Raw genomic sequence first — 21,103 nt, 5'->3', positions numbered from 1 at the left:
CGGGTTTGAACGATCGGGAGGCGGCAACGCGAACGGCAGGGGCCGTTCGAAGAGGAGTAGTCGCATGTTTCGGATCGCTTTACGGCTCGCCGTGACCGGGAGTTCCGCCGCGCTCGTGGCCGCCGCGGGCGCGGGTGTGGCCGGTGCGGGCCCGACGTTGTCGGCGGACACCCAGGAGGAGGGAACCATCGCGGTGAGCAGCCAGCCGCAGGCCGAGGAGTGGAACTGTCTGCTCGTCGGCTCGGCCGAGCAGGCCGGTCCGCGGGTCGACCTGGCCAGGACCGGCGAGAGCCGCGGCGGTTTCGCGGCGGGCAGCACCGTCGCCGCCACCTGCGTCGGGCCGCAGTGGCCGGGAGTGGCCATGACCACCGGCGTCACATCGCTCGACGACGCCGACTGAGCCCGTCCGGCCGAACGGCGCCTCCCACGGGCGGTGCTGCGGGAAAGCGCGAGACGGGTCGGTCTCGATAGTGTCGCTGCCATGCGGATCGTCGTCCTCGGCTCGGGCATCTCGGGCCTGTCCACCGCGGCCGAACTGCTCCGCGCGCGGCACGAGGTGATCGTGGTCAGCGCCGAGCCCCTCACGGCGACGACGTCGTTCCTCGCCGCCGCGGTGTGGTTTCCGACCGCCGCGGGGCCGGCCGATCGCGTCCGGGCGTGGAGCGAGACCACCTTCGGCCATCTGGCCGCGCTGGCTGCGTCCGGTGCGCCGGGTGTGCGGATGTGCGAGTCCATGGCGCTGTATCGCGACGCGCCCGCGATCCCGGATTGGTCGCGATCGGTGCGCTCGTTCCGCGCGGCCGAGCGCGGCGAGCTGCCGCCCGGCTACGAATTCGGGTTCCGGTTCGAAGTTCCCTTGGTGGAGATGCCCGCCTACTTGCCGTTCCTCGGCGCGCAAGTGGACGCCGCGGGCGCGCGCCGCGTGGTGCGCGCGGTGCGGAGTCTCGAGGATCTTGCCGACCTGTCACCGGACGTCGTGGTCAACTGCGCCGGTCTGCGGGCCGCCGACCTGGTCGATGACCCGGAGGTGTATCCGATCCGCGGGCAGATCGTGCGGGTCGCCAATCCCGGGCTGTCGGTGTCGGTCCGCGACGAAGCCCATCCGCTCGGTCGCGCCTACGTCCATCCGCGCGCGCACGATTGCGTCCTGGGAGGTTCCCTGGACACCGGCGAATGGGACACCGCGCCGGATCCCGACCTCACCCGGTCGATTCTGCGGCGCTGCCGTGATCTGGTCCCCGGTCTCGCGGGCAGCGAGGTGCTGGAGACGGTGGTGGGGCTGCGCCCCGGCCGCCGTGCGGTCCGCGTGGAACTCGACACCGCCGTGCTGCCCGGGACGCCCGTCGTCCACAACTACGGCCACGGCGGCTCCGGGATCACCATCTGTCACGGGTGCGCGCTGGAGAGCGCCGCGCTCGTCGCCGCGCTGTGAACCTGCGCCGGTGACCCTCCGGTCGGATCAGTTGGCGTAGCTGCGCGCCACCACCGAGTTCAGCGCCTCCAGGAATTCGCTCAGCACGCCGGGCTCGACCCGGTCACGCGGTGCGCGTTCGCCGGGCGAGTCGGTCACGGGCACGGCGAAGCCCGCGTCGACGCTGTCGCGCAGGACGGCGTGCACCGCTTCGATCGGGATGCCCGCCTGGGCGCACCGGTTCGCCGCGTGCTCGAACCGGCCCAGCGCCAGACTCCCGGCCGCCTCGGCCGCGTCGACCAAGACGAGGGCCAGCTCCAAACCCATTCTGATCAGCGCGTCCGGACCGCCGCGATGGGCGCCACGATCGAATCTCGCGGACACCTCGACGCCGTCCCGATCTTCTTCGTGCGGGCCGATACTCATGGCCCTCCCTCCGCCCGGCGACCCTCTTGCCCCCGACGTTACGACGGGGATCGAGAGAATTCGACCGCGCGAATACGAGTTGTGAGGCTTCACAGGCGGGCACGGCGCTGTTCGGGTGCTGTCCCCAACCGCGGGCTCGGCCCTCGGCACGCCGAGCCAGTCAAGTTACCGTTGAGTACTTTCCGCGATCGGGGAGGGAAGGAGTCACATGTCCATCACCGATTCGGCAGGCCCGGATCTGACCCTGTCGGGCCGCCCGGCCAGTTCTTCACTGCGAGACGTGCGGAATCTGTCTCGCAAAATGGTCGGCCACTTCATCGAGACCGTCGCGCACTGCCGGACGCTGCCCGGCGAGGCGCTCAACGGCGACATCACCAACATCACCCGGTTGTGCCTGGAACTGGCCGTGAGCATGCTCGACGGCACCGACATTCCGGAGAAGACCCTCTTACTGCGCAACGCCGCGGCGGGCTGGGCGCGGGAGGGTATTCCGATCGACACCATCCACCACGCCGTGCACGAGGGTTTCAAGCTCGGCTTCGATCTGATCGTCGCGAACGCGACCGCCGCCGATTTCGACAGTCTGAAAGACATCAGCCGCCGCTTGCTGGAAATTTTGGACACCATCACCTCCACCGTGTCGCGCGCCTATGTGACCGAGTTGCGGGCCGTGGTCGGCGAGCATCACACGGCCGCCCACACCCTCGCCTCGGCCCTGCTCGGTGGGCACCCCACCTTCACCATGGCCCGGGAATGCGGCATCCAGATCGCCGATTCGTACTCGGTTCTCGCGCTGGCCATTCCGCCGCATCCCGAGGAACGCAATCCGCAACTCGACGGTGCGGTGGTGGCGCGGCGGAAGCTGCGCCGGGTGCAGTCCGAACTCGCGACCAGCTGCGGTGAAGCGGTGCTGTCGCTGCTCAGCGTCGATGGCGGCACCCTCCTGCTCCCGTCCGTCTCGCCCGAGGACAAGGCGCTCGACGAACTGGTGGACCGGCTCGGCCGCGTGGCGCAGGTCCCCATCGTCGCGACGGTGATCGCCGCGGCGCCGGTCGAGGTGCCGACGGCCGCCGACCGCGCGCACGAGCTGCTCGACATGGTGCAGCGGCTGCGCTGGACGCGCGGGCTGTTCCGCTTCGACGACCTGGCGCTGGAATACCAGCTCACCCGCCCCGGACCGGGACTGGAAACGCTTCGGACACTGCTCGATCCGCTCGACGAGCACCCGGAACTGCTCGAAACTCTCAAACGGCACATCGGCACGAACCTGAATCGCCAGCGCACCGCGCGATCGCTGCACATCCACACCAACACCGTGGACTACCGGCTCAAGCGCATCGGCCAGCTCACCGGATTCGACCCCGCCCAGGCCTCCGGGGTGTGGTACCTGCGGGCCGCGTTGGTCGCACGCAGCTACCGGGACTCCGAGGACGGATCGTCGGTCGTGGCGTGGTCCCGGCCTGCCGCGGTCTCCTCGTAGATCCGGCCGCGCAGGTCGTCCGCCCCGAGCAGGTCGTGCACTGCCTCGGGCGTCCACCGCAGGTCGGCGCCGGGGCGAGTGGCGAGATACCCCGCGGTTGCCCGGGTGGACCAGCGGTGTGCCGCGCGCAGGCCCGCCGCCATATGGCGCAGGTAGGCGGCGGCGGGTGGATTGCCCCGCACGTCGCGACAGCGCCAGGGGGCGGTGAACGTGAGCACCGGGCGCCCCGCATGAGTGCCCGCGTGCACCAAGGTCTCGTACCGTCCGGGACCGAGCGTCACTTTGCCCTCTTCGATCACCCGGCGCGCGTCCACCGCCGTTCCCGGCGGGCGATACATCTCCTGCGCCACGATGTCGGAAAACTGTTCGCCGGTGAGCAGGTGGGCATGCACCGCGATCTCACCCGGGCAGCCCGGGTCGTAGAAAGCGCGGCCGCCGGTCCAGGTCAGCGATTCGGTGGCGAAGTACAGCACGCCCCGCAGTAGCAGGGGCGCCGAGCGGATCGGGTCGGCGCGGTCACGGCAGCCCGGCAACGTGATCGTTCCCCCCTGCGGCCTGCCGCCCCGAAGATAGGTGCGCAGTCTGGTGAGGCTCATATTCGAGCCGTAGGCGGCGTACCAGATCAGGTCCGTGCTGCGGGGCGCCTCCCCGGCCGGTGCCGCTCGGGCCGCCGAGCCGGCTGCGCCGTCGATGTGCCAGGCCGTCATGACACCCATTCTCGGCTTCTCGCGAGGCGGTGCCACGCACACTTGCGAACGCACAGGAAATCGTGAACCCGAGTTCGCCCATTGCGGAAGCGACTCTTCCGCAATAGCCGGAACAGTGTTGCGCATGACGAACACGAAGCAGATCCGGCCCTTCCGCATCGACATCCCGCAGACCGAACTCGACGACTTGCGCGAGCGGCTCGAACGGACCCGGTTGCCGCACGCGGTGCCGGGCACCGACGGGGATTGGGCGCGCGGAATCGCGCCGCGCTATCTGCGGGAACTGATGGAGTACTGGCGGGACGAGTTCGATTGGCGGGCGCAGGAGGCGCGGATGAACGCGCACGCGCAGTTCACCACCGAGATCGACGGCCAGACCATCCACTTCTTCCACGTCCGCTCACCGGAGCCGGGAGCGATTCCGCTGCTGATCACCCACGGCTACCCGGGCTCGGTGGTCGAGTTCCTCGATTTGATCGGCCCGCTCACCGATCCACGATCGCACGGCGGCGATCCGGCGGACGCGTTCCACGTGGTGATCCCGTCGCTGCCCGGATTCGGATTCTCCACGCCGCTGGCCTCGACCGGGTGGGAACTGGCGCGCACGACCGAGGCGTTCGCGGAGCTGATGAGCAGGCTGGGATACGAGAAATTCGCGGCGCAGGGCGGTGATATCGGCGCCGGTGTCACCGGGCGGCTGGCCGCGACGCATCCGGAACGGGTGATCGCGACGCACGTGAACAGCGATCAGGGCACGCTCGGGTTGGTGGGCGAGCAACTGCCGATCCCGGACGGACTCGCCGATGACGAACTCGCCGCCCTCGCCGCCGCGCGCGAGAAGTGGGAGCAGCAGAAGGGATACCTGACGCTGCAGTCCACCCAGCCGAACGCGGTAGCCGTCGCGCTGACCGATTCACCTGTCGCGCAACTCGGCTGGATCGCGGAGAAGTTCCAGGTATGGACCGATCCGGCACGGGCGGAGGGTGCGGCGGTGGACCGTGACCTGCTGCTGACCAACGTCAGCATCTACTGGTTCACCCGCGGCGGCGCGTCGGCGGCGCAATTCCTCTGGGAGACCGCCCATTCCGGGATGGCCTGGGTCGCGCCGTCCGGTGTCCCGCAGGGATGGGCCGTGTTCAACACGCATCCGCTGATGCGCCGGGTGATGGACCCAGACGGTCGAATCGAGCATTTCACCGAGTACACCGAGGGCGGGCACTTCGCCGCGGCCGAACAACCGGAACTGTTCGTGGCGGACGTCCGCACGTTCTTCCGCCACTATCGCGGATAGCGGCGGAGCGGGGCGGCGCCGGCGAGCCGCCGCCCCGGCCCGCGGCTACGTCCGCATGCGTAACCGCGGACCGTCCTCCGGTCGGATGTCCCCGCCGTCACGCGGGCCTACCGTTGCCCTATGACGTGGAACGAGATGAGCAAGAACAAGTTCGTCCTGCTGACCACCTTCAAGAAGGACGGGACGCCGGTCGGCACGCCCGTGTGGGTGGCTCCGGATGGCGACCGGATCGTCGTCTGGACCAATCCGACGACCTGGAAGGTGCGCCGCATCCGCCGCAATCCGGATGTCACGCTGCAAGCCTGCGACGGACGTGGCCGCCCCACCGGGAACGAGGTCTTGCCCGGCAGTGCGCGCATCCTCGACGCGGAGGGCACGCAGCGGGTGCGGGACGTGGTCGCGGACAAGTACGGCATCATCGGCAAGCTCGCCATTCGCGGGCACAAGTTGCTGCGGGGCGCGGACGCGTCCGTCGGCATCGCGATCGATCCGAAGGCAGCCGGCGACCCGGCCTAGGCGGATTCGGCGAGTCCGGCCGAGCGCCAGATGTCCGCGAGGTCGTCGAGCGGGACCGCCAGCGCCTGCCCCAAGGCCACCACGGTGCCGAAGGCCGGGGAAGGCAACCGGCCGGTCTCGATCTTGCGCAGCGTCTCCGGGGAGATCCCGGCCGCCCGCGCGATGTCGGTGAGTTCGCGATCCGCGCGTGCCGCGCGCAGGGCGGCGCCGAGGCGGCGGCCCGCCTCGATCTGCGCGGGAGTCAACGGGAGGCGGACCATGCGCACAGGTTACGGACGGTATTCCGGCATCGCAAGCGACCTGACTGGTATTAAAATACCGACCAGGCTAGGCTGGTATTAAAATACCGGCAGACTGGAGAATCGATGGTCGAGTTGAAGAGCCCCGCGGAGATCGCGCGGATGCGAGTGGCGGGGCGCTTCGTCGCCGACGTGCTCGCCGGGCTGCGTGCGCGTGCGGGGGTGGGAGTGAACCTGCTCGACCTCGAAGCCCATGTCCGGGAACGAATTCGCGAGCGTGGCGCACAGTCGTGTTACTGGGATTACGCGCCCTCGTTCGGGCGCGGGCCGTTCCGCAACACGGTGTGCCTGTCGGTGAACGATGCTGTCCTGCATGGCCTTCCGTTCGACTACGCGCTGCGCGACGGCGACGTGCTGACCATGGACCTCGCGGTCGGCATCGATGGCTGGGTCGCGGACGCGGCGACCACGGTCGTCGTCGGCACCGCCGCCGACGCGGACCTGCGGCTGGTGCGGGCGACCGAGGAGGCGCTGGCCGCGGCGATCGCCGTCACGGTGCCGGGCAACCACATCGGCGATATATCCGCCGCCATCGCCGCGGTGGCGCGGGACTACGGCTATCCGGTGAACACCGAGTTCGGTGGGCACGGTCTCGGCCGCACCATGCACGAGGACCCGCATGTGCCGAACGACGGCCGCCCCGGGCGCGGCTATCGGTTGCGGCCCGGGCTGACCATCGCGATCGAGCCCTGGTTCGCGCGCACGACCGACCGCATCGTCACCGATCCCGACGGCTGGACCATTCGCTCGGCGGACGGTTCGCGGACCGCCCACTCCGAGCACACCGTCGCGATCACTCCGGACGGGCCGGAGGTGCTCACCGCGGCGTGAGTGCAGCGGCTAGGTCTCCGACAGCCACGAGGCCAGGTCGTCGGAGGCGCGCAGATCGGAGGCCAGGGCCGCGTGCTCCGACGCGGACAGCTCCATCGCGCGCAGGTCGGTCCGGAAAGGCTCGGCCCGGCCGGGGTCGCCGAGCGCGACGGCCAGTTCGGCCAGCGCCGCCAGTGCCCGCGCCACCTCCAGACGCGGCGCCTCGGCCCGGTACCGGCCGAGACCGACCTCGAGCACGCGGAACGCAGCCGGGTAGTCGATCTTGAAATCACGCAGGATGCGGGCGTTGTCCAGCACTTTGGCCAGCCCGGTCAGCTCCTTCGAGCCGCCGTAGTCCACCTTCGGTGGTTCGTCGCGCTGAATGTAGATCAGCTGGTTACCTGCTGGATCGACCACGGTGAACCGGGTCTGCCCCGGCCGGAAGCGGGTGATCCGGGGCAGACCCTTCGCAGGCACCCTGCCGTAGCGGGTGCGCAGCGCCGCGGTGAAATCCTGGTGCCGGTTCGCGACATCGTCGACCATGACCAGGCAGCCGGTGCGTTCGGCGGGAATGTCCGCGTCTTTGGGAGCGGGCACGAAGTGCAGGGCGCAGCCGTGATCCTCCACTGCGCCGTAGACGTACGGGCGAGTCTGCTCGTGCGTCACCGTGTAGCCCAGCGTTTTGTAGAACTCCAGCGTGCCGGCCAGATCGCCGGTCCAGAGCTGCGGTACCGCTGTATCGCCCATGAATCCTCCTGCCGCGGTAGTCAAGTTTGACTAGCGGAGCGTAGGGGTGTCCGATCGAAGAAGTCAAACTTGACTACCATGCGTCCGAGCGAAAGGAGCGCGTGATGTCGGTGGTGCGCCTGCTGGTGCTGGGAGTGCTGCGGCTACGGCAGCCCGTCCACGGCTACGCCGTGCGCCAGGAACTGCTGTCCTGGCGTGCGGAGACCTGGACCAACGTCAAGCCGGGCTCGATCTATCACGCCCTGAAGCAGCTGACGCGCGAGGGAAAGCTGAGCGCGTTCGGCACCCAGGCCAGCGACCAGGGGCCGGGGCGCACGTTGTTCGAGCTGACCGAGGCGGGCGTGGCGGAGTTCCACCGGCTGATGGACGAAGCCCTGGTCAGCGTCGATATGGAGGAATTGGGCGCGGGCATCGCCTTCATGGACGCGTTGCCCAGGGCGCACGTGATCGCGAAGCTGCGCGAACAGCGCCGCCGCAGCGAGGAAGTGCGCGCCGACCTGCTCGCCATGATTTCGGACTACCCCGGGCGCTACGAAGCACCACACGCGACCGATCTGCTGGAGCTGTGGAGCGGTGTGTTCGGGAACCTGTCGACGTGGACCGAGGGCGTACTGGCGCGCCTGGAAGCGGGGGAGTACCGGATGCCGGAGTAGGTCACGGCTGTGCACGTGCGCACATCGCGCGGAGCCGCTTCCCGAGCCGCTCGTTGCGACGGCAGGCGGGATACGCTGCCCGCATGACGAATTCGCTGGGCGCCGTCGCCGAGGCCGACTACGTGCTGCTGACCACGTTCCGCAAGGACGGGACTCCCGTCGGCACGGCGGTGTGGGCGGTGTCCGAGAACGGCAAACTGTATGTCTGGACCGTGACCGACAGCTGGAAGGTCAAGCGGCTGCGCCGCAACCCGGCGGTCACCCTGCAGCCGTGCAGCGCGAGCGGCAAACCGCGCGGTGCGGTGATCGAAGGAACCGGACGGCTCCTCGATGCCGAGGGCACCGAACACGTGCGCAAGCTGCTGCGGCGCAAGTACTGGCTCACCGGCCCGCTGGTCATCCTCGGCAGCAACCTGCGGCGCGGCAAGTCCGGAACCATCGGCATCGAGATCAGTCCCGCGGCCTGACCTGCGGCGTCAGGTCGCCTGGCTCACCGACGACATGTGGAAGTCGGGAATCCGCAAGGGCGGCATGGCGGTGCGGGTGAACCAGTCCTTCCATTCGCGCGGCAGCGTGAGCTCGGTTGCGCCCGCCTCGCTTACTCGCCGCAGCAGGTCCAGCGGGCTCTCGTTGAACCGGAAGTTGTTCACCGCCGCGGTCACCTCGCCGTTCTCCACGAGATAGACCCCGTCCCTGGTGAGCCCGGTGAGCAGCAGCGTGGCCGGGTCCACCTCGCGGATGTACCACAGCGTGGTCAACAGCAAGCCGCGTTCGGTGCGCGCGATCATGTCGTCGATGGTGGCCTCGGAACCGCCGGTGAGCAGCAGGTTCTCCCCCGGAACCGTGGCAGGTGCGTCGAACTCGGCGGCGGTGGCGCGCGGATAGATCAGCGCGGAGATCACGCCGTCGCGCAGCCAGTCGACCCGGTCGGCGGTCAAGCCGTTGTCGAACACCGACATCGATTCCGACGACGCGGTCGCCGCCACGAACGGGCGGTATTCCAGCCCGGGAGCATGCGGATCCGAGTAGAGCGTGAGGGGAAGCTCGCTCAAACGCTCGCCGAGCCGGGTACCGCCGGCCCGCGCGAACGCGGTGTGGCCCTCGTGCGCGCCCCGGCCCTCCATCGACCACGCAAGGTAGATCATCAGGTCGGCGACAGTCGAGGGCGGCAGCAACGTCTCGTAGCGGCCCGCGGGGAGCTCGACCCTGCGCTTGGCCCAGTCCAGGCGGCGGGACAGGTCCGCGAGCAGGCCGGACACGTCGACGTCGGTGAAATCCGCGGTGCCCACACCGACCCACGCGCTGGCCAGCTCCGCGCCCTCGCCGCGTTTGCCGTTGATCTCCACCGAACCGGTGGGCTGCACGAAGCGCCTGCGGACGCCGGTCGAGGTGCCCAGCCATGTGGTGTGCATCTGATGGTGAGCGAAACCGTAGAGGCGGTCGGCGCTGTCGAAGCCGTGGGCCAAGCCGTCGGCCAAGCCGGTGAACACGTCGATGCCGGTGCCACCGGCCGGCGCGGTCCAGTCGTCGTCGACGGTATCCGGCTCCAGCAGCGGCATCGCGTCGCGCGCCGGTTCGGCGTCGCGCGCCGCCGCCTCGCTGGCGCGCACGACGGCTTCGATGTCCTCCGGGTCGACGCTGGTCGAGGCGATGGTGCCGACGCGGGCGAGGGTCGGTCCCTCGCGGAACACCGAGATCACCGCCCAGTCCCGCGACACCGAGGACCCGTTGGTGGTCATGGAGTTCCCGGCCCAGCGCAGCGACGCCTCGTGCTCGTCGCGGACGATCACCATCGCCTCGTCGGCGCGAGAGAGCGCCAGCGCCCGCTCGACGGTCACGCTCGCGGGAAACAGATCGTCGCTCACCGGCCTGCCTCCGTCCGGGTGTTGAGAATGTTGACGCCGCGCACCAGAACCGACGGGCAGCCGTGGCTGACCGCGGCGACTTGGCCGGGCTGCGCTTTGCCGCAGTTGAACGCACCGCCGAGCTGCCAGGTCGACGGGCCGCCCACAGCTTCCATCGCACCCCAGAAATCGGTGGTGGTGGCCTGGTAGGCGACGTCGCGCACCTGGCCGTCCAGCTTGCCGCCGCGAATGCGGAAGAACCGCTGCCCGGTGAACTGGAAGTTGTAGCGTTGCATGTCGATCGACCACGACTTGTCGCCGACGATGTACAGGCCCTCCTCCACGCGGGAGATCAGCTCCTCGGTGCTGGTGTCGCGGTCCGGATCGGGTTGCAGCGAGACGTTGGCCATCCGCTGGATCGGCACGTGATGCGCGGAGTCCGCGTACGAGCAGCCGTTGGACCGCGGCAAACCCAGGCGCGGCGCGAACACCCGGTCCAGTTGATAGCCGACCAGGACCCCATCGCGGACCAGATCCCAGCGCTGCCCGGCGACGCCCTCGTCGTCGTAGCCGACACTGGCCAGCCCGTGCGATTCGGTGCGGTCGCCGGTCACGTGCATGATCGGGGTGCCGTAGCGCAGCATGCCGAGCTGGTCCGGCGTGGCGAACGAGGTTCCCGCGTAAGCGGATTCGTAGCCGATGGCCCGGTCGTACTCGGTGGCGTGGCCGATGGATTCGTGGATGGTCAGCCACAGGTTGGTCGGGTCGACGACGAGGTCGGTCGGCCCGGCCTGCACACTGGGCGCTTTCACCTTCTCGGCCAGCCATTCCGGGATCCGGGCGAGTTCGCCGTCCCAGTCCCACACGCCGTCGGCGCCGGTGACGTACTCCCAGCCGCGGCCGGCGGGCGCGGCCAGCGTGCGCATCGACTCGAACACTCCCGCCGAAGTGTCCACCGTGATCGCTTCGAGGCTCGGGTGCAGCCGCACCCGTTGCTGGGTGATCGAGGAGCCCGCGGTGTCGGCGTAGTAGGTCTGCTCCTTGACCTGCAGCACGCTCGCGGTGACGTGGTCCACCCCGTCGGCGCGCGACAGGCGCTCCGAATAGTCCTGCAGCAGGCCGAGTTTCTCACCGGTCGGCACGGCGAACGGGTCGATGTCGTACTCCGAGACCCACCGCGCGCCCGCGTAGCGCGGCTCGTCGGCGAGCTCGACGCGTTCGCGGTTGAGGGCGCGCAGCGAGGTGGCGACGGTGACCGCCGTGCGCGCCACTTCGGCGGCGGTAGCGGGAGTCAGCGCGGCGTGCGACGCGAAACCCCACGTGCCGTCGACGATCACCCGCACGGCGAAGCCGAGCCGCGTGCTGTCGGTGACGGCCTCGACCCGGCCGTCGCGCAACCGGATCGACTGGGTGACCAGGCGATGCACCCGCAGGTCGGCGTGCTCGGCACCGGCTGCCGTAGCCGCGGCCAGGGCGGCGTCGGCGAGCGCGGCCAGGGGCAGGTCGAGGAACTCGGCGTCCACGTCTCTGGAAGTCGCGATGCTCACCCGCACCAACCTAGTCGGTGCCCGCACGGTGATCGCACACTGTGTGAAACCGCATCGCGTGCCGGTGCGCACCGGATGCGGAGCGGCGCAGGTGAACGGCGCGCGCGACACTCGCGCCTACGGCGTGTTGCTCGCCGGATGCCGTACTGTGCCCGCGTGCCGCCATCCGCCCTTCGTGACCGCAAACGCGAACGTACCCGCCGAGCCATCCTGGAAGCCGCAGCCGAGCTGTTCGAGACCAGAGGCTACGAGGAGACCACGGTGGCCGACATCGCCGCCGCGGCGGACGTCGGCACCCGCACGTTCTTCAACTATTTCGCCAGCAAGGAAGAGCTGCTCTTTCCCGAATCCGACGAGCGGGTGCGCGCGGCGGTGGTGGCCATCGCGGGCAGGCGTCCCGCGGAACGCCCGGTGGAGGTCTTGCTGCGCGCGTTGCGTGCCGCGGGCGACAATCCCGGTGAACACCTCGTCGACGATCTGTACGCCCGGATCGGAGCGCTGCGCGCGGAGGTCTCGCGGACCGTCCCCGCGGTGAGCGGCCGCGCCGCGCATGCCCAGTTGGTCACTCAGCGTGAGATCGCCAGACAGTTGCACAAGGCGTTCCCCGCCGAACTCGACGAGGTCGGCGCCGCCGCATTGGTCGGCGCGGTCGTCGGCGCGGTGTCGGGTGCGCTGACGGTGCTGTTCCAACAGCCGGTGGCCGGTGTGGAGGACGCCGAGCGCCTGCAGCGCAGGATTCACGAGACGACCTCGCAGGTGCTGCGGCCCTGGCTCGCCACCCAGCACGCCGAACCGGTGGGCTGATCAGCCGAACTGCTGCCAGCCCAGACGGAGCACCATCCCGATCACGACCACCAGCAGGACGATGCGTACGAACTCGGCGCCCTTGCGCAGCGCCATGCGCGCGCCGACCACGGCGCCGAGAACGTTCGCGACGGCCATTCCCGCGCCCAGTGCCCACAGGATGTGCCCGGTCGCCCCGAAGAACAGCAGAGCGCCGAGGTTGGATCCGCAGTTGATCACCTTGGCCATGGCGGCGGCCCGGACGAACTCGGTGCCCAGCAAGGTCGCGAAGGTGATGATGAGGAAGGTGCCGGTGCCCGGCCCGAGCAGCCCGTCGTAGAAGCCGATCAGACCGGCCGCCAGCGCGATCGTGAGAACCACCTTGCGCCGGGTGGGCGGATGTGTGGCCAGGGTGACGCCGATCGACGGGCGCAGCGTGACGAACACGGCGACGCCGACCAGCACCACCATCACGATCGGGATGAACAGTTCGCGGTCGATCAGCGAGACCGCGGCCGCGCCCACCGCGGCCGCCCCCGCGGCGATCACCGCTGCGGGCAGTAACATCCGCCAGTGCATCGGCACCCTGCGCGCGAAGGTCAGGACCGACGCGCTGGTCCCGGCCACCGCGGCGAGCTTGTTGGTGCCCAACGCGGTCTGCGGCGCGATACCTGGCGCCACCACGAACAACGTCGGCAGCACGATCAGCCCGCCGCCGCCTACCACCGCGTCCACCCAGCCCGCGGCCGTCGCCGCCGTCAACAAAGCCGCCCAGTCTCCGATCTCCACGACGTCAGACAACCAGACCCCGGATCGGGGCGCGCCGGGTGTGCTCGCGCAGACCGCTGCGCCGGGCCGTCCTGCCCGCGTGCCGGTCGCACCTAGGCTGATCCCGTGCGTCGTTTCAGTCTGTGGCTCCGGGGGAAGCCCGTCGTGGCCGATTCGGTGCTGGCGGCGGTTTTCGTGCTGCTCGAGGTCATCGGTGTGGGCAACGCCCACAACAAGCTCGCCTACCTGGCCGTCGGGGTGCTGCTGCCGCTACCGCTCACCCTGCGGCGGGTGTACCCCCGGGCCATGGCGGCTCTCACCTTGGCGCTATCGCTGACGGAGACGCTGGTGGGCTTCCTCGCCGAGGAGAACGCCGACCACATCGCGCAGTTGTCCCACGGCATCATGCTGTACACGCTGGTCGCTTACGTCGGCAGGCGGGCCGGACTGTGGTACGGGCTCGGCCTGGTGGTGGACCTCGCGTTGTCGATCGTGGCCATCGGGAAACCCGCCGGGTCCGACGGCGTGTTCACCGTCATGTTCTACGCCTTGTGCTGGACGCTCGCGGAGTTCATCGGCGCGCGGCACGCCTACGACACCGAGGTGGCGGCCCGGCTCGCGGTCGCCGACTACGACAAGGAGCGTCGCGCGCACGACGCCGTCGCGGCCGAACGCACCCGTATCGCGCGGGAGTTGCACGATGTGGTGGCGCACGCGGTGAGCGTCATCATCGTGCAGGCCGACGGCGCGAAGTACGCGCTGCGCCGCGACCCGGACGCGGCCGAACAGGCGCTCGGCACCATCGCGGGCACCGGCCGCGAAGCGCTGCGGGAACTGCGCCGGACCGTGGCCCTGCTGCGCACCGAGCACGCTCCCGATCAACTGCCCCAGCACGGCACCGCCGGCATCGCCAAGGTCGTGGAGATGATGCGCGGCACCGGCCTGGCCGTGGAGCTCGAGCTGAGCGGCGAACTCGACGACATCGCCCCCGAGGTGAGTCTGGGCGTGCACCGCATCGTGCAGGAATCGCTGACCAACACACTGCGGCACGCGGGGCCGCACCCGAAGGCGTGGGTGCGCGTGCGCCGCACCGACGCCGACGTGCTGATCGACGTCACCGACACCGGCGGGGTCTCGCCGCACGACTCGGCGCGCATCAAGGGCAGCGGTCTCGGCCTGGTCGGGATGCGTGAACGCGTCGCCGTGCTGGGCGGCAGTCTGGACGCGGGCCGCGCCGCCGACGGAGCCTGGCGCGTGCACGCCAGCATCCCGCTGCGGCCCGGCCTCGCCGAGTGAGCCTGATCACCAGCCCCCGCGCCAGCCCCGTAAACCGCTGCGGCGCAAGATGGTCGGCCGACGGCGCGGGGGTCGTCCCGGGCAGCTCGTCCGGTGCGCCGAGGCATTCACGTTACATTGGGGACGTGCCGATCACCGTTCTCGTCGTCGATGACCAGGAACTCATGCGGATGGGATTGAAGATGGTGCTCGGCGCGCACCCGGACATCGACGTGATCGGTGAGGCGGCCAACGGCGCCGCCGCGGTCGCCGCCGCGGCCGAACTGCGACCCGACGTGGTGCTGATGGACGTGCGGATGCCCGTGGTGGACGGGGTCGTCGCCACCACTCGGATCGTGGAGGCAGGGCACGGCAGCCGGGTGCTGGTCATGACGACCTTCGATCTCGACGAGCACGCGCTCGGCGCGCTGCGCGCCGGAGCCAGCGGATTCCTGCTGAAGGACACTCCGCCCGAGGATCTCGTCTCGGCCATCCGCAGCGTCGCCGCCGGTGACGCCGTGGTCTCGCCGAAGGTCACCAAGCGTCTGCTGGACCGGCTCATCGCGGAGAACCCGGCGCGCACCCGCGACCCGGGCGTGCTCGACGTACTCACCGCCCGCGAGCGTGAAGTGCTCGAGCAGATCGCCGCCGGACGCTCCAACGCCGAGATCGCCGAACAGTTGTACCTGTCGGAGGCCACGGTCAAGACGCACGTGGGCCGGGTGCTCACCAAACTCGGTCTGCGCGACCGCGTTCAAGCGGTCGTGCTGGCCTACGAGACCGGATTGGTGCGTCCCGGCGGCTGAGGCGAGACGGATCTCAGCGACCTATCAGGCGAATCGGGGAGCAAAACCCGGGTGCGGGACGTTGACCGGGTAGATCGTCCGAAAGGATCGCCATGCCCGCCTTGTTGTTCGTGTTGTACGTCGTCGTCGAAGTCACCGCGCTGGTCGCGGTCGGTCAGTTTATCGGCGTGCTGCCGACCATCCTGCTGCTCATCGCCGGGTCGGCCGCGGGCATGCTGCTGGTCGGCTCGCAGGGGCGGCGGGTGTTCGAGCAGTTCCGCCGGGCCGCGCGCGGGGAAGTGGCGCCAGGGACCGCCGTGGCAGACGGCGCCCTGGTCGCGGCGGGCGGGGTGCTGATGTTCGTACCCGGCCTGGTCACGTCGGTGTTCGGCTTGCTCCTGCTGTTGCCGCCGACACGGTTGCTGGTACGGCCCCTGGTCACGGCGTTCGCCGCACGGCGCTTCCGCAGGCTCGTCGCGACGGCTCCCTACCGTGGCGTGGTCGTCGACGGCGGCGAAGTGGTCGACGGCGTCGTGGTGGGGCAGTGGTACGACGACGGCCAGGGCGCCGCGCGCCGCGCGATCAGCGCGCCCTGACGGCGAAGTCGGCGCACCCGGTTCCGTGTGGCGTCGCGACGGGCTATCGTGGCGCGATGGCCACCGAGCAACTCACCGTGACGGTGAGCGAGGAGCTGGCCGCCGCGGTGAAACGAGCGGCGGCGGCTGCGGGACAGTCGATTTCCGGATTCGCGGCCGCGGCGTTGCGGCTGGAGCTGATCGCCGTGGAGGCGGGTTGCCTGCCCCCGGCGGCCGGGCGTGCCGGAGGGTCGCCGCCGCCGGAGTACGCGGAGGTAATGGCGGTGCTGGCGCAGCCGGAGGATCTGGCGCGTCACCCCGTGCTGAACGGCTGACCGAAACCGCCGGAACGGCCATACGGCAGACTGGTGCCTCGTGAGTACCCAGTTGCTGATCGGCGGTCGTTTCTACAGTGCCAGTTCGCCCGACGCCACGGCGATGGCGGTGAGCGACGGGACCGTCGTCTGGCTGGGCGCCGAGCAACCAGGTCGCGCGCTGCATCCGGACGCCGAGGTCGTCGACCTCGACGGCGCCTTCGTCGCGCCCGCGTTCGTCGATCCGCACGTGCACGTCACCGCGTTGGGCCTGAAGCTGACCGGGCTCGATCTCTCGGCCGCCCGGTCGCTCGAGCACTGCCTGCGGTTGCTGCGCGAGTTCGCCCGGGCGCACCCGGAGGGGACGGTGCTGGGTGACGGCTGGGACGAGACAACCTGGCCGGAGGGCAGGCCGCCCACGGTCGAGGAGATCGACACGGCGGCCGGTGCGGGCAGGCGCGTCTACCTCTCGCGGGTGGACGCGCATTCGGCGGTGGCGTCCTCGGCGCTGCTGGATGGACTGCCCGAGCTCGCGGTGGCCGACGGATTCATCCGCGGCGAGCCGGTGCGGGCCGCCGCCCACCACGTGGTGCGCGCCGCCGCGCTGGCGAGTCTGTCACGGGCACAACGGGATCGAGCGCGTGCCGCGGCACTGGACCACGCCGCCGCGCACGGGGTCGTGGCGGTCCACGAATGCGCGGGCCCGGAGATCGCGGGCCGCGACGACGTCCGTGAACTGCTCGAGTTCGAGCACGGGGTCCAGGTGCGGGCCTACTGGGGCGAGGCGGTGCGCAGCGCCGAGCACGCCCGCGCCCTCATCGGTGACCTCGGCGTGCACGCCCTCGGCGGCGATTTGTTCGTGGACGGGTCGTTCGGATCGCGCACGGCGTGGCTACGCGCACCCTATGCCGACGAATCAGGCTGCGGGCGAAGCTATCTCGATGCCGACGCGATCCGCGACCACGTCCGGGCCTGCACCGTCGCCGGTATCCAGGCCGGATTCCACGTGATCGGCGACGCCGCCATGGACGCCGTCGTCGCCGGTGTCGAACGGGTGGCCGCCGAACTGGGGGGTCCCGCGATCGCGGCGCTCGGGCATCGCGTCGAGCACGCCGAATTGCTCGACGGCGAGCACATAGCACGTCTCGCGCGCTGGGGTGTGATCGCCAGTGTGCAACCGGGATTCGACGCCGCGTGGGGTGGATCGGACGGCATGTACGCCGCGCGGCTGGGCGCCGAGCGCGCCGCGACGCTGAACCCGTTCGCCGCCATGGCCTCCGCGGGCGTCGCCCTCGCGATCGGCTCCGACGCCCCGGTCACGGCGCTCGATCCGTGGGCGGCGGTACGCGCCGCGGCCAACCACCGCACACCCGGCCACGGCCTGTCCCCGCGCGCCGCCTTCGCCGCGGCCACCCGCGGCGCCTGGCGCGCCGGGGGCGTTCGCGACGGAGTCGCGGGCACCCTGGCGCCCGGAGCGCCCGCGTCGTACGCGATCTGGGATGCCGGCGAACTCGTCGTCACCGCGGCCGCGGATTCGGTGCAGCGCTGGTCCACCGACCCGCGCTCGCGCGTGCCGGGGCTGCCCGCGTTGGATGCCTGCGCGCCGCTGCCCACGTGCCTGCGCACCGTCCACCGCGGGGTGACGATCTATGCGAAATGAGCGGACGACCGCGGAGCCCATGGTGGCTCCCGACCGTTCCGCGTCCGGGGCTTCCGTACGTCGCCACGTGCGGCCCGGCGGGACCTGCGTATATCGCGCCGGCGCCACCGACCGCAGCTCGGCCGACCCGCGCAGCCGGGCTTCTCGGCCGACGCTCGGCACCCGCCCGGCATCCGGGACGGAGCGTGCGCCGGAAGACGGAGTGCACGGTGTGGGCCGCAGCCGTTCCGAGTCGGTAACCATGTTTCTTCCGCGCCGTGGCCGAGGGCGGGAATTCGGGCACGGCAGCGTCGCAGCGGACGCCGAGTGCCGAGGATGCGGCCGGCTCGTCGATCCGCTCGGCACTGCGCTGCGGCGACCGGCGGGTGACAGGTCGGCGTCGGCTTCGTGGCGCCTGATCCGCATGGGCCCATCCGTGGCTGTCACCGCCCTTTCCGTAGAGACAATTACGGTCCAAGCGCATCGGCGGAGCCTCTTGCATTCGGACTGTGTTACGACCCGGAAGTTGCGGTACCGCACTGGAGGCGATGTGGCACTGAGTGTCAGCCGAGAATGCCGGAGCCGGAGTCGTGAGCGTCAGGGGGGCCGATCGGAGGAGGTCTCCGGGGGAACGCGCACGGCAAATCGGACGAAGCTGCCGCGGCGCGAGGTGACCGCGCAGGTAGAAGCCGGATTGTCGCCGGTCGCCGAGTGGCTTCCGATGCGCCGCGAGTTCGTTTCGTGCCGAGCGGGGAGTCGCCGACGTCCCGCGGCCGAACGGGTTGTCGACCTGCCGCGACCGCAGACTGAGGGTTCCCTGGTTCCCGCCGGAACTCGGGGATCTGCCCGCCGTGGGACCGTCGGGGCGCCGACTTCGAAGGAACGACGGTTAACGATCCGGTGGCTCGCGGCGATTACCGGGTGGACGCCTCGTGACTCCGGCTCGGTGGTGGCCCGCGGTTTTCTGCGTTGCTCTTCCACCGAATCCGTTGTGGGACGTGCAATCGCTACCGCACAGCCGACGCGACACCGTCGGCGCGTCGAGGTCTGCGCGCGCCCGCAGAGCATGACGGCGACGATATCGAGTGTGACGAACGTCGCGTCTGGGCGTAGGCCGGGTTCCGCCGATCGACGGGCCAGGGGAGGTTCCCGCCGGTCCGCCTCGTACGGACCGGCGGGGAGGCAGTCAGCGGCGGACTGGCGATCGCCGGCCCGATGGCGGACAGTGGCCGAGTGATGGTGCGAGAACGAGTGCTCGGATCGGTACGGCAGGTGTCCGGCGTGCTTCGTGGGCACCGAGTGGCGGCGCGTTCGGTCGCGGCCATCTTCGCGGGCCTGCTGTTGTTCGGTAGCTTCCCGCCCCGGCCGTGGTGGTTTCTCGCCCCGGTCGGCATCGCGGTACTGACTCTCACCGTACGTGGCGGCGGCCGGCTGCGGGCGGGTTTCGGATACGGATTCCTGGCCGGACTGGGGTTTTTCGTTCCGCTCCTGCCGTGGACGGGCATTTATGTCGGTCCACTGCCGTGGCTGGCGCTGTCCACCGTCTGCGCGCTGTACCTGGGCTTCTTCGGCCTGCTCGCCCGGCTCGTCGGCACGTTGCCCGGCTGGCCCCTCTGGGTGGCCCTGGCCTGGACCACGGCCGAGTGGGGCAGGTCGAGTTTCCCGTTCGGCGGTTTCCCATGGGGCCGTTTGGCCTTCGGCCAGGCCGACGGTTGGTTCCTTTCGCTGGCCGCGGTCGGTGGCGCCCCGCTCGTCGGGTTCGCGGTCGCGCTGACCGGAACCGGCGCGGCGGCATTCGCGTCCTTGCTGTGGTCGGCGCGCCCCGCCGGTGACGGGCGCCGGCCCGCCGATGCCGAGACCGGCGGCACTACCGCGACACCGGTGCACCGACACATCCCCGTGACCCGACTCGGGTACGCCGCTGTGGCTTTCGCCGTGCTCGTCATGCCGCTCTCCGGTCTGCTGCTCCGATCCGCGCTGCCGGATCCGGACCAGGGCGACAGGATGGTCACGGTCGCGGCGATCCAGGGCAGCGTGCCGCGTCTCGGGCTGGATTTCAACGAACAACGGCGTGCGGTGCTGGACAACCACGTCCGGCGCACCGAAGAACTGGCGGATGAGGTGGCGGCGGGCCGCGCGCCGCGGCCCGATGTGGTGATCTGGCCGGAGAACTCCTCGGATATCGACCCGTTGCGCAACGCCGACGCGGCCGCCCTGATCACCGCGGCCTCCGAGCGGATCGGCGCACCCATCCTGGTCGGTGCCGTGCTGATCAACCCGGATCGGACCACGACCAACTCGGTGATGGTGTGGAACGGCGCGGGCGGCCCCGGTGAGCGGCACGACAAGAAGATCATCCAGCCGTTCGGAGAGTACCTGCCGATGCGCGGCTTCTTCCGTCGTTTCTCCGAATACGCCGATCGTGCGGGATATTTCGTGCCGGGACATGGTGACGGTGTGGTGCGCGCGGCGGGTATCGACATCGGCGTCGCGACGTGCTATGAGGTCGCCTTCGACCGGGCGTTCGAAGACGCGATGCGGGCCGGTGCCCAGCTGCTCACCGTGCCCACGAACAACGCCACCTTCGGTGACAGCGAGATGACATATCAACAGCTGGCCATGTCCCGCATCCGTGCTGTCGAGCACGGCAGGGCCTTGGTCGTCGCGGCCACGTCGGGTGTCAGCGCCATTATCGCCGCCGATGGCACCGTGCGGCAGGAAACCTCGTTATTCGTGCCCGCCGCCCTGGTCGACGAGCTGCCGTTGCGCACGGACAACACGCTCGCAACGCGAATAGGCCCGGCACCGGAGCGGTTTTTCGTTATCCTGACGGCTTCGGCGGCGCTGGCGGCCATCTTCCGGCGGCGCTCCGCGCGCGAAATTCCGCGACCCGCTCGGAGCACTGCCGGCAATCGGTAACACTCCCCACCCGGCCACCGATAACCGAACGTCAGGTTTGTTCCGTCCCCCATCGGCCCGAAAGTAATGGTACGGAATTGAGTTGCGCTTTGTTCGCCTGGCAATGAAATCGGTCGTCGGAGTACCATCGAACAGTCTGGTCAGGACCCGTTTTGGTTCAGCTCGACCTAGTTGAGTCGCAATGTTTGCGGAAATGTAACCAACCAAAGTGGCCTTCTGCCAAGGACGTTGGATGTGAAACAAATCCAATACGTCGGCAATCCGGCTGAAGCGATGCTCCGAATCATAGGGCGTGGATCACGTCCTCCGGCAGG

22 protein-coding genes are annotated in these 21,103 nt (G+C 70.1%); 15 read left to right on the top strand and 7 right to left on the bottom strand.

Going from position 1 to position 21,103, the window contains the following annotated elements; translation table 11 throughout:
* The first annotated feature begins 64 nt into the window (after nucleotides 1-64).
* A complete protein-coding gene (locus ACWEKR_RS13650; RefSeq protein WP_452354734.1) occupies nucleotides 65-400 on the top strand; it encodes a hypothetical protein in 336 nt (111 codons plus the stop codon).
* A gap of 81 nt (nucleotides 401-481) precedes the next feature.
* Nucleotides 482-1,432, top strand: coding sequence for an FAD-dependent oxidoreductase (locus tag ACWEKR_RS13645; protein WP_452354733.1), 951 nt, complete (start codon nucleotides 482-484; stop codon nucleotides 1,430-1,432).
* A gap of 27 nt (nucleotides 1,433-1,459) precedes the next feature.
* Here the strand turns inward: ACWEKR_RS13645 and ACWEKR_RS13640 are convergent, their stop codons facing one another.
* The gene (locus ACWEKR_RS13640) at nucleotides 1,460-1,837 is read right to left on the bottom strand and encodes a hypothetical protein (RefSeq protein WP_159844246.1); all 378 of its coding nucleotides are present in this window, start codon (nucleotides 1,835-1,837) and stop codon (nucleotides 1,460-1,462) included.
* 208 nt (nucleotides 1,838-2,045) lie between these two features.
* Here ACWEKR_RS13640 and ACWEKR_RS13635 point away from each other — a divergent pair, with 208 nt between their 5' ends.
* Nucleotides 2,046-3,317 (top strand): PucR family transcriptional regulator, encoded by a 1,272-nt coding sequence (locus tag ACWEKR_RS13635; protein ID WP_452354732.1) that lies wholly within the window; start codon nucleotides 2,046-2,048, stop codon nucleotides 3,315-3,317.
* Here the strand turns inward: ACWEKR_RS13635 and ACWEKR_RS13630 are convergent.
* Nucleotides 3,251-4,024, bottom strand: coding sequence for a histone deacetylase (locus ACWEKR_RS13630; RefSeq protein ID WP_452354731.1), 774 nt, complete (start codon nucleotides 4,022-4,024; stop codon nucleotides 3,251-3,253). The two genes, ACWEKR_RS13635 and ACWEKR_RS13630, sit on opposite strands and share 67 nt — an antisense overlap.
* 124 nt (nucleotides 4,025-4,148) lie before the next feature.
* Between ACWEKR_RS13630 and ACWEKR_RS13625 the strand changes: the two genes are divergently transcribed.
* Nucleotides 4,149-5,315, top strand: coding sequence for an epoxide hydrolase family protein (locus tag ACWEKR_RS13625; protein ID WP_452354730.1), 1,167 nt, complete (start codon nucleotides 4,149-4,151; stop codon nucleotides 5,313-5,315).
* Between the two features lie 120 nt (nucleotides 5,316-5,435).
* Nucleotides 5,436-5,831: a PPOX class F420-dependent oxidoreductase gene (locus ACWEKR_RS13620; protein ID WP_452354729.1), complete on the top strand. Its 396-nt coding sequence runs from the start codon at nucleotides 5,436-5,438 to the stop codon at nucleotides 5,829-5,831.
* On the opposite strand, the gene ACWEKR_RS13615 is transcribed toward ACWEKR_RS13620, so the two are convergent.
* On the bottom strand, nucleotides 5,828-6,091 hold the full coding sequence (locus tag ACWEKR_RS13615) for a helix-turn-helix domain-containing protein (RefSeq protein ID WP_159844256.1): 264 nt from the start codon (nucleotides 6,089-6,091) through the stop codon (nucleotides 5,828-5,830). The genes ACWEKR_RS13620 and ACWEKR_RS13615 overlap by 4 nt on opposite strands.
* A gap of 105 nt (nucleotides 6,092-6,196) precedes the next feature.
* On the opposite strand from ACWEKR_RS13615, the gene map reads away from it, so the two are divergent.
* Nucleotides 6,197-6,961, top strand: a complete 765-nt coding sequence (gene map / locus ACWEKR_RS13610; protein WP_452354728.1) for a type I methionyl aminopeptidase — start codon at nucleotides 6,197-6,199, stop codon at nucleotides 6,959-6,961.
* Nucleotides 6,962-6,970: 9 nt separating this feature from the next.
* On the opposite strand, the gene ACWEKR_RS13605 is transcribed toward map, so the two are convergent.
* Nucleotides 6,971-7,687, bottom strand: coding sequence for a glyoxalase (locus ACWEKR_RS13605; RefSeq protein WP_452354727.1), 717 nt, complete (start codon nucleotides 7,685-7,687; stop codon nucleotides 6,971-6,973).
* A 104-nt stretch (nucleotides 7,688-7,791) separates the two neighbouring features.
* Here ACWEKR_RS13605 and ACWEKR_RS13600 point away from each other — a divergent pair, with 104 nt between their 5' ends.
* Nucleotides 7,792-8,340 (top strand): PadR family transcriptional regulator, encoded by a 549-nt coding sequence (locus tag ACWEKR_RS13600; RefSeq protein ID WP_452354726.1) that lies wholly within the window; start codon nucleotides 7,792-7,794, stop codon nucleotides 8,338-8,340.
* Between the two features lie 83 nt (nucleotides 8,341-8,423).
* Nucleotides 8,424-8,807, top strand: coding sequence for a PPOX class F420-dependent oxidoreductase (locus ACWEKR_RS13595; RefSeq protein ID WP_195090490.1), 384 nt, complete (start codon nucleotides 8,424-8,426; stop codon nucleotides 8,805-8,807).
* A 9-nt stretch (nucleotides 8,808-8,816) separates the two neighbouring features.
* Here ACWEKR_RS13595 and ACWEKR_RS13590 read toward each other — a convergent pair whose 3' ends face one another.
* Nucleotides 8,817-10,133, bottom strand: a complete 1,317-nt coding sequence (locus ACWEKR_RS13590) for a metallopeptidase TldD-related protein (RefSeq protein WP_452354912.1) — start codon at nucleotides 10,131-10,133, stop codon at nucleotides 8,817-8,819.
* Nucleotides 10,134-10,201: 68 nt separating this feature from the next.
* Nucleotides 10,202-11,725 carry a TldD/PmbA family protein gene (locus tag ACWEKR_RS13585; protein WP_452354911.1) on the bottom strand — a complete coding sequence of 508 codons (1,524 nt, stop codon included), beginning with the start codon at nucleotides 11,723-11,725 and terminating at the stop codon, nucleotides 10,202-10,204.
* Nucleotides 11,726-11,887: 162 nt separating this feature from the next.
* Here ACWEKR_RS13585 and ACWEKR_RS13580 point away from each other — a divergent pair, with 162 nt between their 5' ends.
* Nucleotides 11,888-12,535, top strand: a complete 648-nt coding sequence (locus ACWEKR_RS13580) for a TetR/AcrR family transcriptional regulator (RefSeq protein WP_324198372.1) — start codon at nucleotides 11,888-11,890, stop codon at nucleotides 12,533-12,535.
* Here the strand turns inward: ACWEKR_RS13580 and ACWEKR_RS13575 are convergent, their stop codons facing one another.
* Complete coding sequence (locus ACWEKR_RS13575; protein ID WP_452354725.1) at nucleotides 12,536-13,303, bottom strand: TSUP family transporter; 768 nt, start codon at nucleotides 13,301-13,303, stop codon at nucleotides 12,536-12,538.
* Between the two features lie 105 nt (nucleotides 13,304-13,408).
* Here ACWEKR_RS13575 and ACWEKR_RS13570 point away from each other — a divergent pair, with 105 nt between their 5' ends.
* From ACWEKR_RS13570 to lnt, 6 genes are all read left to right on the top strand, one after another.
* A complete protein-coding gene (locus tag ACWEKR_RS13570; protein ID WP_452354724.1) occupies nucleotides 13,409-14,578 on the top strand; it encodes a sensor histidine kinase in 1,170 nt (389 codons plus the stop codon).
* Between the two features lie 125 nt (nucleotides 14,579-14,703).
* A complete protein-coding gene (locus ACWEKR_RS13565) occupies nucleotides 14,704-15,363 on the top strand; it encodes a response regulator (RefSeq protein WP_159844273.1) in 660 nt (219 codons plus the stop codon).
* A gap of 92 nt (nucleotides 15,364-15,455) precedes the next feature.
* Nucleotides 15,456-15,938: an FxsA family protein gene (locus tag ACWEKR_RS13560; RefSeq protein WP_452354723.1), complete on the top strand. Its 483-nt coding sequence runs from the start codon at nucleotides 15,456-15,458 to the stop codon at nucleotides 15,936-15,938.
* Between the two features lie 56 nt (nucleotides 15,939-15,994).
* The gene (locus tag ACWEKR_RS13555) at nucleotides 15,995-16,252 is read left to right on the top strand and encodes a ribbon-helix-helix protein, CopG family (protein WP_195090500.1); all 258 of its coding nucleotides are present in this window, start codon (nucleotides 15,995-15,997) and stop codon (nucleotides 16,250-16,252) included.
* Between the two features lie 40 nt (nucleotides 16,253-16,292).
* On the top strand, nucleotides 16,293-17,891 hold the full coding sequence (locus ACWEKR_RS13550; protein ID WP_452354722.1) for an amidohydrolase: 1,599 nt from the start codon (nucleotides 16,293-16,295) through the stop codon (nucleotides 17,889-17,891).
* 1,215 nt (nucleotides 17,892-19,106) lie between these two features.
* Nucleotides 19,107-20,789 carry an apolipoprotein N-acyltransferase gene (gene lnt / locus ACWEKR_RS13545; protein ID WP_452354910.1) on the top strand — a complete coding sequence of 561 codons (1,683 nt, stop codon included), beginning with the start codon at nucleotides 19,107-19,109 and terminating at the stop codon, nucleotides 20,787-20,789.
* Nucleotides 20,790-21,103 lie beyond the last annotated feature (314 nt).

The organism is Nocardia sp. NPDC004573 (genome assembly GCF_053602135.1).
Note: the sequence above shows the minus strand (reverse complement) of the source record. Positions and strands in the feature narration are given on the sequence as shown.